Origin of the sequence: Peptococcus simiae (genome assembly GCF_046569735.1) — a bacterium.
Classification (GTDB): domain Bacteria; phylum Bacillota; class Peptococcia; order Peptococcales; family Peptococcaceae; genus Peptococcus; species Peptococcus simiae_A.
Genome location: NZ_JBKICG010000015.1, coordinates 13,926 through 31,563 on the forward strand (window position 1 = coordinate 13,926; position 17,638 = coordinate 31,563).

Annotated in this window: 7 protein-coding genes; all 7 read left to right on the forward strand. The window is 47.9% G+C overall.

Features of this window, described 5'->3' with window-relative positions:
* Positions 1-13: 13 nt before the first annotated feature.
* Entirely contained in the window at positions 14-1,141 is a 1,128-nt protein-coding gene (locus ACLGL1_RS07130; protein ID WP_411008013.1) for an FAD:protein FMN transferase, read from the forward strand.
* Entirely contained in the window at positions 1,134-1,631 is a 498-nt protein-coding gene (locus ACLGL1_RS07135; RefSeq protein WP_411008014.1) for a NusG domain II-containing protein, read from the forward strand. Before ACLGL1_RS07130 ends, ACLGL1_RS07135 begins: the two co-directional genes overlap by 8 nt.
* An 8-nt stretch (positions 1,632-1,639) precedes the next feature.
* Positions 1,640-2,149 carry a Gx transporter family protein gene (locus ACLGL1_RS07140; RefSeq protein WP_411008015.1) on the forward strand — a complete coding sequence of 170 codons (510 nt, stop codon included), beginning with the start codon at positions 1,640-1,642 and terminating at the stop codon, positions 2,147-2,149.
* Between the two features lie 216 nt (positions 2,150-2,365).
* On the forward strand, positions 2,366-3,199 hold the full coding sequence (locus ACLGL1_RS07145; protein WP_411008016.1) for a transketolase: 834 nt from the start codon (positions 2,366-2,368) through the stop codon (positions 3,197-3,199).
* Positions 3,199-4,137, forward strand: coding sequence for a transketolase family protein (locus tag ACLGL1_RS07150; RefSeq protein ID WP_411008017.1), 939 nt, complete (start codon positions 3,199-3,201; stop codon positions 4,135-4,137). The genes ACLGL1_RS07145 and ACLGL1_RS07150 overlap by 1 nt, the downstream gene beginning before the upstream one ends.
* A 642-nt stretch (positions 4,138-4,779) precedes the next feature.
* The gene (locus ACLGL1_RS07155) at positions 4,780-10,299 is read left to right on the forward strand and encodes a hypothetical protein (protein ID WP_411008018.1); all 5,520 of its coding nucleotides are present in this window, start codon (positions 4,780-4,782) and stop codon (positions 10,297-10,299) included.
* Between the two features lie 66 nt (positions 10,300-10,365).
* Positions 10,366-17,604, forward strand: a complete 7,239-nt coding sequence (locus ACLGL1_RS07160) for an Ig-like domain-containing protein (RefSeq protein WP_411008019.1) — start codon at positions 10,366-10,368, stop codon at positions 17,602-17,604.
* Positions 17,605-17,638 lie beyond the last annotated feature (34 nt).

Consider the following 17,638-nt stretch of genomic DNA (forward strand, 5'->3'; position numbering starts at 1 on the left):
CTAGGGAGGATATATGAAAAAACAAGCCATCGCCTTACTCTGTGCCGGCTGCCTGGCCCTTAGCGCCTGTGCCGGCCCGGCCGTCTCGCCGGAAACCAGCAACCCGGCCCCGACCGAGGCCGAAGCCCCCCAGGCCATGCCCATTGAATACAGCGATTCCGGCTACGCCAATGCCCCTGTCCAGGCCGATGCCGATATGTATGCCATGGACACCGTCATGCACTTCCGCGTCTACACCGAAAACAAGGCCGACGCCGAAAAAGCCATCACCGCCGCCATGGATGAAATCACCCGCCTGGATACCCTCCTGTCTACCAACCATAAAGATGCCGAGCTGGCCATCTTAAACAGCAAGGGGGAAGTGGCCCTGTCTGACGATACCGCCTACCTCTATGACCGGTCCCGGGAAATCAGTGACCTGACCGGTGGCCACTTCAACGTGGCCATCTACCCCCTGGTCAAAGCTTGGGGCTTCACCACCCAAAAGTTCCAAGTCCCTGACCAGGCCACCATTGACAAGCTCCTGCCCCTGACAGACATGTCCCTGGTCCACTTTGACAAAGATAAAAAGACCATCCGCTTTGATAAAAAAGGCATGGGCATCGACTTTGGCGGCATCGCCAAGGGCTACGCCAGCCAGCGGATCATGCAAATCTTTGCCGATAACAGGGTCGTCGGCGGCCTGGTCAACCTGGGCGGCAACACCCAGCTCTTCGGTACCAAGCCCGATGGCGCCGACTTCAACGTCGCCATCCAGGACCCTAAAAATGAAGAAGACTTCGTCGGCATCGTCCAGCGGAGCAACTGCGCCATCATCACCAGCGGCATCTACCAGCGCTATTTTGAAGAAAAGGGCCGGCGCTACCACCACATCATCGACCCAGCCACCGGCAAACCGGCCGATAACAGCCTGGCCTCGGCCTCCGTCATCACCGCCGACGGCACCACCGCCGACGCCCTGGCCACCGCCCTCATGATCATGGGCAAGGACAAGGCCATCGCTTTCTGGCAGGCCCATAGCGACCTCTTCGACATGGTCCTGGTGGATAAAGACAACCGGGTCTTCATCAGCCCCGGCCTGGAAGCAGACTTCTCCGCTCCCGACCGCCCGGCCCCGGAGGTTATCCCCGCCCATGCCTAAGTCCAATAAAAAATGGCTCACCGCCATCCTAGCCCTCCTGGTCATCTCCGGCCTGGCCGCCTACGGCATCTCCCACTGGCAGACCGGCGGCCACATCGCCAAGGTCTACCTCAATGACAAAGTCATCCGCAGCATTGACCTGGACAAGGTCAAAAAGGCCTACACCTTCCGGGTGGACGGCCCCGACGGCCACTATAATATTATAGAAGTCAGCCCCGGTGCCATCCGCATCAAGGAAGCCAACTGCCCCGACCAAATATGCGTTAACCAGGGCGCCATCAGCAACGGTGTCGAACCCATCGTCTGCCTGCCCCACCGCCTTATGATCAAAATTGACGACCGGCTAGTTGATGAAGACCGGCACGACCATACCGCCCATGACCACGCCCACCATAAGGACCGGGACCACGGTGACTCCGCCGGCCATGACCACCATGACGACAGCCAAGCCGCCCAAAAAGTACCCGCCATTGACAGCGTGACCAAATAGGAGGACCCATGACCGTCAAAAGATTGGTCACCATCGCCATGCTCACCGCCGTGGCCCTGATGATCTTTGTGATAGAAGCCCAAATCCCGCCCATCCTGCCGGCTGTGCCCGGCATCAAAATGGGCCTGGCCAATATTGTTTCCCTCTTTACCCTCTTTTGGCTGGGCCGGAAGGAGGCCTTTATGGTCCTCATCGTCCGAATCCTCCTGGGGGCCATCTTTGCCGGCACAGGTGTCACCCTGCTTTACAGCCTGGCCGGCGGCCTTCTGTCCCTGGGTATCATTGCCCTCTTTTACCGGGCCTTCTCCCTAGAAGCCCTCTGGATCCCCTCAGCCATCGGTGGCGTCCTGCATAACATCGGCCAGCTGGCCTGCGCCTGCTGGATCATGCACACCTGGGCCGTCCTGGCCTACCTGCCGGCCCTCGTCTTCGCCGGCACCCTAAGCGGCCTCTTCACCGGCCTCATCGCCGGCCGGCTCATCCGCCACCCCGCCTTTCACAAAAATTTCCAGGATTAACCCCCCGGGTCGGCCCACCGACCCGGTTTTTTCATGCCCGCGGGGCCATAAAATCCCCCGAAAAAGTCAAAAGGCGTGTAAAAGGCCCCCTACTTTTGCTATACTATAGAAAGACCGGGCAGGTCAGCCTGCCCCTGCAGCCTAGTCTGCCAACCATCAATCAATTATGCCGACCCGCTCGGCTTAACACCTGTCAAGGAGAAACGGAGGAAAGAAATGAGTAAGCTTCAGATGGAGGAGCTGGAGGCCCATGCCGGCGAGATTCGTTCAGATATCCTACGCATGATCGCCCAAGCCGGAAGCGGCCACCCCGGTGGCTCCCTTTCTGCCATCGAATGTCTCACCTACCTGTACTTTCACGCCATGAACATCGACCCCCAGAACCCGGATATGCCTGACCGGGACCGGTTCGTCCTGTCCAAGGGTCACGCCGCCCCCGTCCTCTACGCCACCCTGGCCCACCGGGGCTTCTTCCCGGTGGCAGACCTCATGAGCCTGCGCCAACTGGGCAGCAAGCTCCAGGGCCATCCGGATATGCGCAAGGTCCCCGGCGTGGAAATGTCCACCGGCAGCCTGGGCACCGGCTTTTCAACCGCCATCGGCATGGCCCTGGCCGCCCGCCTGGATGGGTCCGACCGCCGCACCTTTGTCCTTTTAGGTGACGGTGAACTGGACGAAGGCCAGGTCTGGGAAGCCGCCATGGCCGCCAGCCACTACCGGCTGGGCCGGCTCATCGCCTTCGCCGATGTCAACGGCCTCCAAATCGACGGCTTCACCAAAGACGTCATGAACCCCGAACCGGTTGACGCTAAGTTCGCCGCCTTCGGCTGGGATGTCCAAGTGGTCGATGGCCACAATTTCCAGGCCATCCATGACGCCGTCGAAGGCGCCAGCGCCCAGCCCGGTGACCGGCCCCATATGATTGTCCTCCGCACCATCAAGGGCCATGGCATATCCTTCATGGAAAACGAATGCAAGTGGCACGGTACCGCCCCCTCTGAAGAAGAACTGGCCCGGGCCCTGGAAGAATGCCTGAAAGGGGATAAGTAATGGATAAACAAGCTACCCGCGACGCCTACGGCAAAGCCCTGGCAGACCTGGGCCATATTCGTGAAGACATCGTCGTCCTGGACGCCGACCTGTCCGGGTCTACCAAGACAGCCCTCTTCGCCAAAGACTTCCCCGACCGCTTTTTCAATATGGGCATCGCCGAACAAAACATGATTGGCACCGCCGCCGGCCTGGCCGCCTCCGGCTACACCCCCTTTGCATCCACCTTCGCCGTCTTTGCCTGTGGCCGGGCCTATGACCAAATCCGCAACTCCGTTTGCTACCCCAACCTACCCGTTAAAATCTGCGCCAGCCACGCTGGCCTTACCGTCGGTGAAGACGGCGGCTCTCACCAGATGATCGAAGACCTGGCCCTCATGCGGGTCCTGCCCAACATGACCGTCCTCGTCCCGGCAGACGGTCCCGAAACCGCCCAGGCCGTTATCGCCGCCGCTGACCACCCCGGCCCCGTTTACATGCGGCTCGGCCGGCCCAAGGTCCCCGTCATCACCGACACCGCCGACCCCTTTGTCATCGGCAAGGCCGGCGTCCTCCGGGAAGGCATCGACGTCACCCTCGTCGCCTGCGGCATCATGGTCGCCCAGGCCCTGGAAGCCGCCGACCTCCTGGCCGACCGGGGCATCTCCGCCACCGTCCTCAACATGGCCACCATCAAGCCCCTGGATAAGGAAGCCCTCGTCCACTGGGCTGAAACCACCGGCGCCATCGTCACCGCCGAAGAACACAACGTCCTGGGCGGCCTGGGCGGCGCCGTTGCTGAAACCCTCGGCCAAGCCTGTCCCGTTCCCCTTGAAATGGTCGGCATCCAAGACCAATTCGGCCAAAGCGGCAGTCCTGCTGCCCTCTTGGAAGCCTACGGCCTCACCCCCCAAGCCATCGCCGATGCCGCCGCCCGCGCCATCGACCGTAAAAACTAACCTGCCCAGGGCAAAAAATACCATAACCATCCCCCGGCGGCGCCGCCTGCGTCTGCCGGGGTTTTCCTATCCCGGCCAAGATCTATCGGTTCGGCTTGGCCTTCTTAAAAGGAAAATGAGACAAAGATAGTTATCTGTATAGATAAAAATAATTGATAAGGCCAGTAAAAAACCAAATAAAAAGGGCTAAACACCTAAGGAATATAAAAAACCTACCAATAAATGGCCACAAAAAGGCCAAAAATAAAAGATGAAATTGATAGAAAAACTTGACGAGTTTCAAGAAGTCTTTATAATAGGATGTAGGAGAGCATAAATAGCATACATAAACGAGTAACTTACTAGGGATTGCCCGGCTGGCGCATAAGCTGGCCCCGGCCGACCTGCCCTTGTCAAATTCCCCGACATAAACCGTCCCGGCCCTTCAGTAGGGGCTTAATGTCGACGGATTGAAGCAGGTATATTTCCTGGATAGATTCACCAGAACAAAGCCTAGATAGACAGCCCAAGAAAAGAAGGGAGTTGATTCCATTGCTCCGCTATAGCCACCACACCTACCTATCCGCCTGTAAGCAAAAGTACCTTTGACACCTTCATAAGTTGAACCACCCATATATTATTTTTAAGAAAAGAGGAGATTACATGCAAAGAAAAAAAGGAATGAAGCGCTTTATTGCTTCATTGCTCACTGCAGCCATGCTGGCCGGCCTTGCCCCCCTGGATGCCCAGGCAGCTATCCTTAATGAGGACTCTGGTGACATGCAGCTTAAAGCCATTCCTGCAGACCCTGTCCAACCAGGTATCGCTACCCGGGCTTTAGAACCGGCTGATTGGTCTATTACTGACAAAAACCAAGAAGGTAAAAACTATTGGCCTTTGACCAATAATAATACATTGGTACCTACATCATCTGTAGGGGAGCCACTAAAAGCACCAACCATTAACTACAATGGTTACTTTACCCGGCCGGATGGCAGAACCGTCTTAAGATTGACTTATAGAAAATATGACGCATCTACCACAGGAAAATGGTGGACCATGTTTTTAAAAGTTCAAGATGAGCTTGCTAGTCTTATCGATTTTAAAAACCAAGGTTGCGGGATTTATGAAGGTGTTTCTGGAACTTCGGGAACGGGGTGGAAACATGATTCTACTGACTATAAGAATGTTACCCAGTTTGGCGAAGAAAATGTAGCAACATCTGGTTCTAACAACGTATATTCAGTCAACTTACAAAAGAATAATAACCGCGGTACGACTCGTGCATCTAATGAAGTGCCTATTAATCTAGTCTTAAAAGAAGGCAAGACGATGAAGGATGTAAATGACCTAGGTCAAAGCCTGATTCAAATGCGGCTGCTTAATGAGGCTAGAACAGAAGTTTATACAGACAGAACAATAGCCACTAAAGACGATGCATCTTCTTATAATGCCTACACCTTCTCTACAACAGTAGGTATTCAAGGTGGATTCGATAAGGGGCTTATAAGGTATCTCGAGCCAAATAGCCCTCATTACCATTCTGGCAACTCGACAATTTCCTATAATCTTGAACAAGGTTATGTAGAAGTCCGCCATCACTTTATAAGAGAAGCTAGAGCAGGCAAGACAAATGGTTATAATATTGGCTATCGTCAGGTTGTCGATAAGTCTTTTTACGATCTCATAGCTCCTCAAGGGTCTGATAATACCATCGGTTATATGTACCAAATGCTTTCCAACGGTGCTAAGAGCGATGCCTTTAACGAAGATGGCACTGTAAAAAATGCTCACTTGGTTGTCCCTATTAAAGATGGTGACGTAAATAAAGATGGCGACCGCATGTTTATCCAAGTCGTAGAGTCAGACTTTAATACGGAAAAGGAATATAAAAATAAAATTGTTTCTATTAAGACATCAAACCAAATGTCTGATATTTTTTCTGAAACCAACCCATCTACCTTAAATTATGGTCACGGCATCATCATCAGATATTATGTTGATAAAGATAAGTTGGCCAGCACCTTTGCTAAAAACAACTTATCCCACTCCGCTTTTTACTCAACCTTTATCTATGATAATTCCAAGACGGGTACAGACAAGTATGAGTTTACGTTAAAAAATGACATTACCCTAGATCCTGGTAAAAAAATAAATATCGACTTTGATGGCAAGTCTTCCTTCGCTCAAAGACAAATGATGATGTATGTGAAGGGCGAGGGCATCGATACAGAACTCCGGTCTAACTTTAAAAATGAATCTAGGAATAGAAAATTTTCCTATACCGTTCAAAATGGTATGCCTTTGCAATTGAAAGCAGGGACAAAGATTACCCTTGTGACTAAGGACAATAGCGGGGATATTTCTCAAGCAACCCTAAGTTTCGAGGGTAATCCCAAGGAAGTTCAAACGGTACAAAAACAAATTGACTATTCTCCCCTTATTCCAGACTGGCAGGATACCCTATCAGCTGGCACTTTGGCGGCGACAGACTTTATGCCAGAAATAGATGAAATCTTTACCGACTCTCAAAAAATTACAGGGTCAACTTACTATATCGGTGCAAGAATTAAAATGGTAGATAAGAAGAACACCCAATTCTTTGATGCTAGCCGTGACATGCAAAAGGTTACTGTTGGCGGAAAAGAATATGATGGTTTCCGCTTTGAAAATCCCTTGCCAACCCTTGAAAACGGCTTTGTATTCCCAAAATTAGAAAAAGACATGCCAATTCTTTTTACTAATAGAGATATCGAGCACATGGCCCTTGAATCAAAGCCGGAAGTCGTAGAGCAAGTTCAAGCCAAAGTATTCTTCCATCATAATGATGCCACTAGGGATAAAGATGAAACGTTAACAACAAAGGTTGTTCCTTTAAACGAAGCGTATAGTTATAATTTCGTTTTAAATAAAAATGCAGCAGAAAATGAAAGCCCGTGGGTCTACACAGCCAACCCTCATTATAAACCTAACGGTTTCCTTGGTTACAAAGAAGGCGATCAAACTTTTGACAACAGAAGAAAAGTCAAAGTTGACTACATGGATGGCCTCATCAAGAAAGAAAAAACTGTCCTTGCCAACCATAACGGTGGTGCTTTAGAGAAAAAAGAACTTAAAAAGCGGGAAATGCCCATTACCGATGGTGAAAACCCAGAAGTAAAGAAAGCAGATAAGAAATTCCTCGGCTGGTCCACCAAGAAAGGGACGTCACCGGAAGAATTTAGAAAGGCAAAAGAGCTAACAAAGATTTCCGAATGGGAAAATGCTGACAAGACTGCCTTTAAATTCACAGGCTACTCTCCAGTGGATAAGCACAGAGATGTTTATGCAGTTTGGGGCGAAGGGGTTAACTTAAACCTCCACGGGAATAAGGCAAAAGGTGATACGGAAGTTTATACAACCAACATTTCCGAAGCTGATTTGGTTTACGATGCAGGTGATAAGCCCTTCGTAATCGATGGTAAAAAATATGCTAAGCTGCCTATTCCGAAGGTTTTCTACACTAGAGACAAACAAGGTGCCATCACTGGTCCAGAAAAAACCTACTTTATGAAGGGCTACTCTGAAGATGAGAAGGCTGGCAATTTTGTAACAGCCACTGACGACGGTAAGCTCACCAAAGATGGCCAAGCCTTAAGTGATGAAGAAGTAACCAAGCTTCTAAATTCCTACAAAGACAGATACACCTTTGTTGGCTGGACCTCTGGTAATGATCAAGCTGCCATTGATAGAAATATGACCCTTTACAATAACAAAGTCATAGATGGCGTCTTAGACCAAAAGCCCATCGAGAATAAGATTAACAGAGATAAAGACGCCATTGAATATGGACGCGCCCTTCTTCCTAACGGCGGGAACCTCTTAATCCCTGTAGATGAGGCTACTGGAAAAGCAAGCCTAGATGCAGATATTGACCTCTATGCCCAATATAGACCCTACTACCGGGTACAAATTCAAAAGAAAACTTTTGACAAGAATGGCCAAGAAGTTTCACTAAATCAAGCAACTTCTTCTGGCAGCAGACCTGATGCCATTTCATCACCTACAGTTCAAATTGGTCTGCTCCACAGAACGGCAGTAACAGAGCTGGCCAACCCAACAGTAGACGAAGCGGCAGACTACTACCCAATTTCTAAAAATGACTACGGGACGAGTGCCCTCGGGCTCTACATGCAGTACTATAAGACCTTTAACCCCAACCCTACAGATACCTTTAATTGGTTTGTGCCGGGCTACGATGAATACGGTCAACGTTTATCCTATGTCGGCGTAGAATTACCAGTATCGGCAACAAAGGATAATTTCCTGGCTAAGACGAAGGCAAACCTAGCTAAGTATTATGCTTTCTACAGAGATTGGAACTCCTTAGGTGCCACCCTTCTTCCCAGAACAAGTGAAGATTCTGCAGATAAGTATCCAGGCCAAAGGGGTCAAGCAAAGATTCAGACCCTCTTAGTCGATAGAACCCACTATGGTGACCGCAAAGTTGACACCTTTACCGGAGCAACCCAAAGGCTGCCAGTCGCCAAAGAAAGTGTAGATAAGAACCTCAACACGTATACAGAGTCTGAATTGAATTCGGCATGGCAAAATTATATCGCTAAAGGCAAGTATGAAGTCTACGGCTATAACATTGTCATGACCAACCGAGAAGTGGATAAGTACCAGCCCAATATCGAACCGGTCCAAGAAGGGGCCAAGTCCTTTACTATGACTAACTTCTTTAAAGACGATGAGCATGACATTGATATTGAAAAAATCAAAGGCGCCCAGATCGAGATCAAGCCTAAGGCTAATAGCGACGAAGGTAAACGCGTTTATCACCTAGACTACAATCCTAATTCTGGAAACCTAACCTTTGTAGCGGACGATGTATGGCGAAAGACCAGTGCCGACAAGGATAATAGTGGCCTTCCGACAGATGACATCAACAAAGCACCGGCTACAGGCAACTTACCCACTATCGAATATCAAAGGGGTAGTAGAGCTGTTACCATTACCATGCCAGAAGACTTTGAAGGCTTTGAAGCTAATACGGCAGCCTTTAATGCAGACCCCAATGTCTATATCAAGGTAGCCTATCGCTTTAACGACACCAAAGCGGACTTTTACACACCCTTCACCAGAAGAGTTGACGGCATTAATCCGACGGCAAAAGTTAGCGTGGACAAGGACAGCCTGGTACAACAAGCCTCCATTTATGATAATGAGCTTGACCCGGCAAGAACCGAAGTTGACTTAGCTAAAGACATAATAGAAGCAAATAACCCGACCCACTTTGTCGTAGATGCTAAAGTGCCAGACCCGCTCTTAGAAAAACCGGCAGAAGGCAAGACCAGCTACTACCTTTATAGGGCAAAAGATCTTGAAAATGTTGCAGATAAAGACCTTAAACAAATCACAGATAGCACCCAAACAGACACCTATAAAGAACCGTTAGCAAGCTACAAAATGGAAGATAGAACGAAGCCCATCCGCTTTGTTGGCCCAATTGCAGATATTTCAAGAATGGTAGAAAATCCTGCCAATCCTGAAGAGCAGCTACTTGAAACAGATGAACTAGTGATAGTGTCCGTAGAAGAGGGCAAACCAGCTGCCAAGTCAGATGCCTTTAACCTAGACCTGGAAGGGCCAAAGTTTGATGCAAGCGCTAGCGACGGGACCCTAAGACTCTTCGTCGACCTACTTGCTGAAAACCTGGACAACCGTGATCCGAACACTAAAGACTATACCGTTTATATGGCTGCCAATGGACAAGTTGAACAGTTTACCGATAAGGAAAACTTTATGCGTGCCTATAATGCGCTAGAACGTGCGGGCTTTGATCCAAACGGAGTTCAATTTGTAGCTTATGATCAATTTAACAATAAAACCGTTAGAGTGCCGAGTTACGAAGCGACGACCATTCTTGATTTGGAAGTGAGCCAACCTAGGGCCGGGCGTAAAGTAGTATCTGCTAAGGCCCAGGCAGGTGCAACCATTCAAGTGGAAGTCTTGAATGGTCATCAAGAGGTGGTCGCAACTGGTTCAGCAACCGTTTCAAACCCGAATCGCTTTACTAGAGTGAGACTATCGGATGAAGAAGGTCAAGTCTATGCCCTACAAGCCGGAGACAGCATTAACGTAAAAGCTGTGATTGACGCAACGACCTACTCAAACCCAGTTTTCTATCAAGTATTTTGATTATCAGGCCATTTAAAGAATGAAGGGGGAGGGCCTCCCTCTCCCTAAATTCTTGAAAGGAGAACCATGAAAAACAAAATTCTGTCTTTCTTGTTGGCTCTTCTTCTTTTGTTTAATGGTATTGTGCCGGCATTTGCGCAGGACAATGCTGGTGGGAATCCACCTACAAAAGAGGTTACTACACAAGAGAGCGATAAATATATCGACATTGATATTACCAACCTTGTAAAAAAACAAGTGAATAAGCAAGGAATTCAAGCACGGTCATCTCTACGGTCATTTGGCATGCTTAGCGCACCGAGGGCTCTGTCAAACCCAAGAGATGTTCAAATTACTGTAAACTTAGAGACCATAGGTCTCCACGGATACGATTTTGACTCAAGAATTCTAGAAGAAATTTTCTCTTCTATGAAGCTAACCCCAATAGTCACTTATAGGGGGAAAGCACCAGTTGAATTACAAACAATTGACAGCCCCTTTTCTTACACGAAAAGACAAGTTCAAGTCACGATTCCTGCTGACAAACTAACCAGTAGCTACCAAAATATTACTGCAAGATTGACTTTGTCAGCTACGGCATCAGATATCCTTAGCAGTAATGCAGAAATCCGTGCTTTTGAGTCCACAACCCCGATTGATCCAAGAAAATCTCAAGCAAAGCTAGATATTAAGATTTATCAAATCGCTAGCCCGAAAGTAAACATTGAATATCAAGATGTATATGGGGAAAAAATAGCAGATCCGTCTAGACTGCCAGCCCCTCCTAAAAACACCAATCTTAAATTTATCTTTGCGGATGGCGTTGATTTTGAAGCCGAACTACCTAAAGAAAATGGTGAGAAGAACTATAAGCTTGCCATTGATGATGAATTTGGCGGTTTAGAAGACCTCAACACCCCGGATATGGATAATGCCGCTCTTTTGGTAAACGGAGAGAAGGCCGGAACCTTTACACTAGGGACGGCAGCAGAAAAAAATGAAGTCGATGTTGATTTTAAAACTGCTTATGACCTTTTAAATGGCGGGTCTATTGTCCTTACAGTTAAAGATAAGGTTTATCCTAAGGACCCTGGCAAACAAACGCCAGATGGCTATGTAGACATCATCTTTAAATCAGGCCAAGGTTACTTTACAGATGCAAGCAAGCAAAATGAGCTCAAGGCCTTTATTGTCAAAAAAGGAACCACTTGGGAAGACTTTAAAAAGTCAAGCAGGCTAGATGACTTCCCAGCTGTAAAACACGCCAACGGCAACAAACTTGTAAACTGGACAGGTGCTAACGGCCAGGAAGCCAACATCAAAGACAAGACCACAGACCAAATAGCAGTAGGAGAAACCTTCACTGCTAATTTTGTAAAATATGATGATACGAACACCAATATTTCCATCACTGGCCAGGGACAAAACAAGGCACCAAGAGATGGAGATAAGGTTGTAGTAGGAAAAATTGAAAACAAACCAGGGCAAAACCTAGACTTTGCGGCCTTAAACGGTAAGACAGTAAACATCTACAAAAATGTAGACGGTAATCCGGTTAAAATTGGCTCAGGCCTTGTAAGAACCGCTGAAGGGAATGCAAGTGCAGACTTCACTGCAGCCATCCACAAGGATGCCCTTAAGGCAGGCGAAGAAATCTGGGCAGAAGTTGAAACAGGCAAAGATACAAAAATTGGCTCTGAAGCCAATAAAGTCACCGTTCAACTCAACCCGGATGACCTCAACACCATCCTGCCCACCGCCGATAAAGTTCTTGAAAACTTCAAAGACAAGGCTGGAGTGGATAAAGCCAAGTACGACGCTTTAGTAGAAGCGGTTACGGCAGGCAAAGCCCTAATTGATGCGGACACCAAAAAACCTGTAGCTTCCGTAACCGTTGACAAAAATGGTCAAACTTCTTTGGATACAGCCTATGCTGCCATCAAAAAAGCCATCGAAGCCCTCACTGCCAACAGCCTGCCCTCCATCGAAGGCCCGGCCTATAAGGAAATTTTTAAGGGTGAAACCATAAACCTTGACGATAAAGTTGTCGTAGATGTTGATGCGACTACGGAACAAACCGCCGATAAAGGCTATATCATTCTTAAAGATAGCGACAATGTTAAGGGGAAACTTGACTTACAAGCAACCAATGGTAAGTACTATACCCTTAGCGTCGAAAAAGAAGGGGAAGCGGGCTGGACGCCTGTAGCAGACACCAGTTCCATTAATGCAACGCCAGGAAACTACAAAGTCACGTATACGATTAAGGACTCAAGTAACGCCACAGCGACCCATACCATGACCTTAGTCGTAAAAGACAGCCAAGATTTTGTCCCCCAAGGCCCTGGTGAAAAGAAACCGGACGTCCCTGATAACTTTGTGAAAGTAGAATTTAAAGCAGGCGACCACGGGACAATCTCCCCAACAGAAACAAAAATCTATTGGGTAGATCCGGCGAAGAGCGTAACGCTGACTGCACCCTATGTTCAAGCAGCAGAAGGCTACAAGCACACTGGCTGGGATAAAGCACTAGATGGTCAATTCGCTTTAGCAGGTAGTGAAAAACAGGTTGACATTACCGCCCAATACAAGAAAAAAGTGGTTGAAGGCACAGACCAGCCTAAAAAACCTGGAACTCAAGAAAATGACGATGATTATGTCAATGTAACATTCGCTCCAGGTGAAGGTGGAAACTTTGAAGCCCAAGGTCAAAAAGCACAAACCACCTCCTTCTGGGTCCTAAAAGACGAACCTGTAAGCTTTAACCCACCTACACCCACCAAGACTGATTACGACTTTGCAGCTTGGGATCCTGTAGTTCAAGAAAGTTATTCAGCAAATCAACAGCACACAGCCACCTATACTGAAAAAGAAACCGGCTTTAAAGTTGAAAAAGCGACCTCCATCAAATTTGTAGAAGAGCCAAACCTCACTTATTTAGTTGAAGGCAAGGATGCAAATGTTCAATTTGTTGGCAAAGATGGCCACAAAAAAGCCATCTACCTTGAACTTTCTTATGAATTTGCAGGAAAACCGGTATCTAAAATCTTCACCTTAGAAGAATTAATGAAGGATACGGACAACATTGAAGTAACACCGGCAAAAGATACCGCCACAAACTTTAACGGTGAATATGAAGCCGATGGGCAGGTTAAACAAGAGGCTAAACTTGCAGGCAAAAACTTAGTTGTAAGCTTGAAAAAAGTTAGCCCTGCAACAGCTACTTCTGTTGCCAGCTCCGGCACCCAATTTGCTATCAAGATTGACGCTGACAATAATGGCAAGGCAGATGTGGACGAAGTCACTGACACACCAATCGCCACCGCATCTAACATTGGTGATAATACCACCACAACCGTTAAGGGTACTGCACCTAAAAACGCCACAGTAACGATTAAGTACACTGAAAAAGGAAAGCAAGAGCCTACCGTAAAAACCGTTACAGCAGGCGCTGACGGAAGTTTCACCTATGAGATCGATCCAAAGCTAGATCCTAAAACAGAAGTAACCATCACTGCCAAAGACGGCGAAAAACAAGAATCGGCCCCCTACAAGACCCTGGTCTTCAATGACAAAAATGGTAATGGCAAAGATGACGAGTCCGAAGGCTTCGACATCACCAAGGCCGACAAGATTGAAATGGTCTATGACCCAGCCAAGATGGACTATCTCGTTACCGAAGAAAACGGCACAGTAGCCCTTGAAACCAAGGGGATGCTCGTTAGAGTTACCGATAAACTGGGCAAAGAAAAGACCTTTACCGCTGAAGAAATAAAGGCAGACACCACTAACTTTAAGGTGGAACCTGTAGACGGGTCCAACTTAACAACAGCAAATGATGGTAAAAAAGTCAAGGTAACCCTTGTAAAAGCGCCTGATACAATGCAAACTAAGTTTGTAGAAACAAGCAAAGCCTTATCAGTAAAACTTGATAAGAACAACAACGGTATTGCTGACGAGAAAGAAGCCTTTGATATTGACAAGACAACTGAAGTTGTCATCATCCAAAACCCGTCCAAGATGGACTACCTGGTCGAAACCAAAGAGGGGACAACCCCCTTTGATACCGCAGGTCTTGTCATTAAGCTCAAAGACGCCTCCGGTAAAACCGTCACCTACAATGCAGAAGAGTTAAAAGGGCTGACCGATAAGATTACCCTATCTCCAGCCAACGAAGAAGCCCTCAGTTTAGATAACGGTAAGACTAAGACCATGTCCTTCACCGTCACTGTCCCAGGTGCAAAAGATCAACCTTCTGCTACTGGTGGCAACGTCACCGTCAAGCTTGACGCTGATAAGAATGGCAAGGCCGATGTGGATGAAAAAACAACCCTTCCACAAAATGTCAAAGCCATGAACCAAAACAAGGTCGACCCGCAAACGCAGCAGGTTACTGATGAAGAGAAAGATACCACTACCGTCACCGGTAAGGTAACTCCTGGTGCAAAAGTCACCATTCAGAACGAAGCAGGAGACGACATCACACCTGCAGAGGGTGTAACAGTTAACCAAGATGGCACCTTTACTGCTGAAGTTACTAAGCAACCCGTCGGTAAGAACGTCAAAGTCATCGCCCAAGTTGGCGAAAAACAACCCTCTGACCCGGCGACAGCTACCGTCTTTAGAGATAAAGACAATAACGGCGAAGACGACAACCAAGCAGGTGTCACTGAACGCCCGGCAGCCATCGCCTCCAACAAGGGTAAAACGCCTACCTTCACTACCGTCACCGGTAAAACCGAAAAAGACGCTAGCATTACCGTTAAGGTAAAAGTAGGAGAAGAGTATAAGGACGTAACCGTAGAAAAGTTTGCTATTGACGGAGAAGGCAACTACTCCCTCGAAGCAAAATATGAAGGTAAGCCCTTAGCCCACGGCGCAGATATCCAAGTCTTTGCCCAAAAAGCACCTAAGAAAATTTCTGCCCCGCAAACCACCACCGTCTTTACCGATAAGAACAATGACGGTAAACCAGACGATGGCAAGGTCGACCTGGCAGATGTCAAAGACATCCAAGTCATCGCCCCGAATAAGATGGCCTATACCAATGGTGATGCTCTTGACGCCACCGGTTTAAAGGCAGTCATTCGGGACAACAAGGGCGGCATTGAAATCTTTGACTATGATACAAGCACCGGTAAGTTCAAAAACGCTGCCGGAGATGTGGTAGATGGTATTACCGCCAATGTAAATGGTGATACCGCTGCCTTAAAAGACCTGGTCTTAGCAACCAACACCCATGATGGTAAGGCCATTGAAGTTAAAGTTGGAAACCAAACCGGTGCAACCACCCAAAAACTCCAAGTCAAAGAACTTCAAACGCCAACGCCGACTATCGTTTTTGCAGCCAACCAAAATACCGTCGGTTCTGATGGTCAATCACCCACGGCAACGGCCAAAAATCAAACCACCGTTAAATTCACGGTCAAAAATAAACCGACCAAGGTGTACATCAAGTACACAGTGAACGGTGAAGCAAAAGAAGAAACCGTTGATATCCAGGCAAATGATGACGCAACGAAAACAGTAGACCTCGCAGTCAAACTGCCCGTTGGCACAGAAGTCCAAGTCTTGGCCAAGGATGCAGACAAGACCATCTCTGAACCGGCTACAGCAAAAGTTGTCCGTGATGCCAATAACGATGGCAGCGCTGATGAAAAGACAGTGCTTAAAGCGCCGGCTATTGACGACATCAAGGCAGGCTCTGAAACCATCAAGATCACTAAGCCTGCAGATGGCGTAGATAAAATGGTCATCACTGAAACCGATAAGAACGGTCAACCAATAGGAAACCAAGATCCAATTGAAATTACAAAAGACAAAGTAAGCGGCAAATGGAAAATTGGCGACACCGGACTCCAGGAAGACAACGACGGCAAGCTCATTATTCCGGTGAAAGATAAGGAAAATCCTGACAACGATAAACTTAAACTTGACGAATACAACACCGTTAAAGTAGAAGTCACCGGCGATAAAGACACCACCGAACCGGGCGTTGCAACAAAAGTTGTAGGCGAGGCGGCAGATACCACTCCTCCGGCTAAACCGGTTGTAGATACACCAATTGATGGCGACAAGACCGTTAAAGTCAAAGTACCGGCAGAAGCTGACGCTAAAACCATTACCGTAACAGTGACAACCCCGGCTGAACCAGGTGGACAACCCACTACAGTAACAAAAGTGGTTGAAAAAGATCCTCAAGATGGTAAATGGAAGGTTGACGGCCAAGAAATCACCGAAAAAGATGGCAAGCTTGACATCCCCGTTGACAAAACCATCAAAACGGGAGATACTGTAAAGGTAGAAACCAAAGATAACACAGGTAATAAGAGCGACCCCTACGAAAATACGGCAGTCGCTAGAGAAAAATTACCTGAACCGACGATTGACGCCATTAAAACCGGCGATAAAACCGTTAAAGGTATCGCTAAAGATGCGGCAACCGTTGATGTCTACCAAAAAGAGGGTGATGGATGGAAACTGCTTAAAAAAGATGTGGGCGTCAGCCCGGATGGTTCCTATACCTACAATGCCGATACGGCCTTCAACGACGGCGACCAAATCCGTGTTGTCGCTAAAAAGCCCGGCATGGAAGAAAACTTTGCAGTTACCACCGCTGGCGTAGACACCACAGCCCTCGACAAAGCCATCCAAGACGGTAAGGATAGCCTTGATCCAGAAAACGGCGGCCGCAATGACGGTACCCCTGCCGATAAGGCCTTAGAAGAGGCGATTAAGGAAGGCGAACAGGTTAAAACCCAAGACCCTGCCGCCAGCCAAGAAGAAGTCGACAAGGCTAAGGAAAAGATTGAAAAGGCTATTGAAGAGAAAAAGGCTTATGATGACAATATCGATAAGCTGAAAGAGGCTGTTGATGAGGCGAATAAGTTAATTAAGGACGAAGCGCATGAGTCAAAACCTGATGACATTAAGGAAAGAATAGTCACAGATAAGACCGCGGGTGAAAAAGTGCTAGAAGATATCACCAAGAATCCATCTACTGATCCTGATAAAGATGCAGGCACTGCACTTAAAGAAACCGTGGATAAGCTAGTAGAGACCTTGAAAGAATATAAAAAACCGCAGCTAGATATCAATGTCGTCCAGCCGAGAAGTGGTGCAAAAGTTTTAGACGTTACCTCTACAACACCAGGCGCGGAAGTGGTTGTTTATAGTTATGGCGAAGAAATCGGCCGTGGTAATATACAGCCAGCCAGTGTTGGTAACATCAATTTAAATAGAGAACTCGTTCGCGGGGAACGCCTAATGGTTACCATTTCTTATGAAGGCTACCTGTCAAGAACAGCGACAATAGGTGTTCGGTAAAAATAAGTTTTATTGAGCGTACTACCGCAGACGA

Excerpts from the sequence above, each read along its gene's own strand:
- ACLGL1_RS07135 (WP_411008014.1), top strand. The coding sequence starts at position 1,134 with ATGCCTAAGTCCAATAAAAAATGGCTCACCGCCATCCTAGCCCTCCTG.
- ACLGL1_RS07160 (WP_411008019.1), top strand. The coding sequence starts at position 10,366 with ATGAAAAACAAAATTCTGTCTTTCTTGTTGGCTCTTCTTCTTTTGTTT.
- ACLGL1_RS07140 (WP_411008015.1), top strand. The coding sequence starts at position 1,640 with ATGACCGTCAAAAGATTGGTCACCATCGCCATGCTCACCGCCGTGGCC.
- ACLGL1_RS07155 (WP_411008018.1), top strand. The coding sequence starts at position 4,780 with ATGCAAAGAAAAAAAGGAATGAAGCGCTTTATTGCTTCATTGCTCACT.
- ACLGL1_RS07150 (WP_411008017.1), top strand. The coding sequence starts at position 3,199 with ATGGATAAACAAGCTACCCGCGACGCCTACGGCAAAGCCCTGGCAGAC.
- ACLGL1_RS07145 (WP_411008016.1), top strand. The coding sequence starts at position 2,366 with ATGAGTAAGCTTCAGATGGAGGAGCTGGAGGCCCATGCCGGCGAGATT.
- ACLGL1_RS07130 (WP_411008013.1), top strand. The coding sequence starts at position 14 with ATGAAAAAACAAGCCATCGCCTTACTCTGTGCCGGCTGCCTGGCCCTT.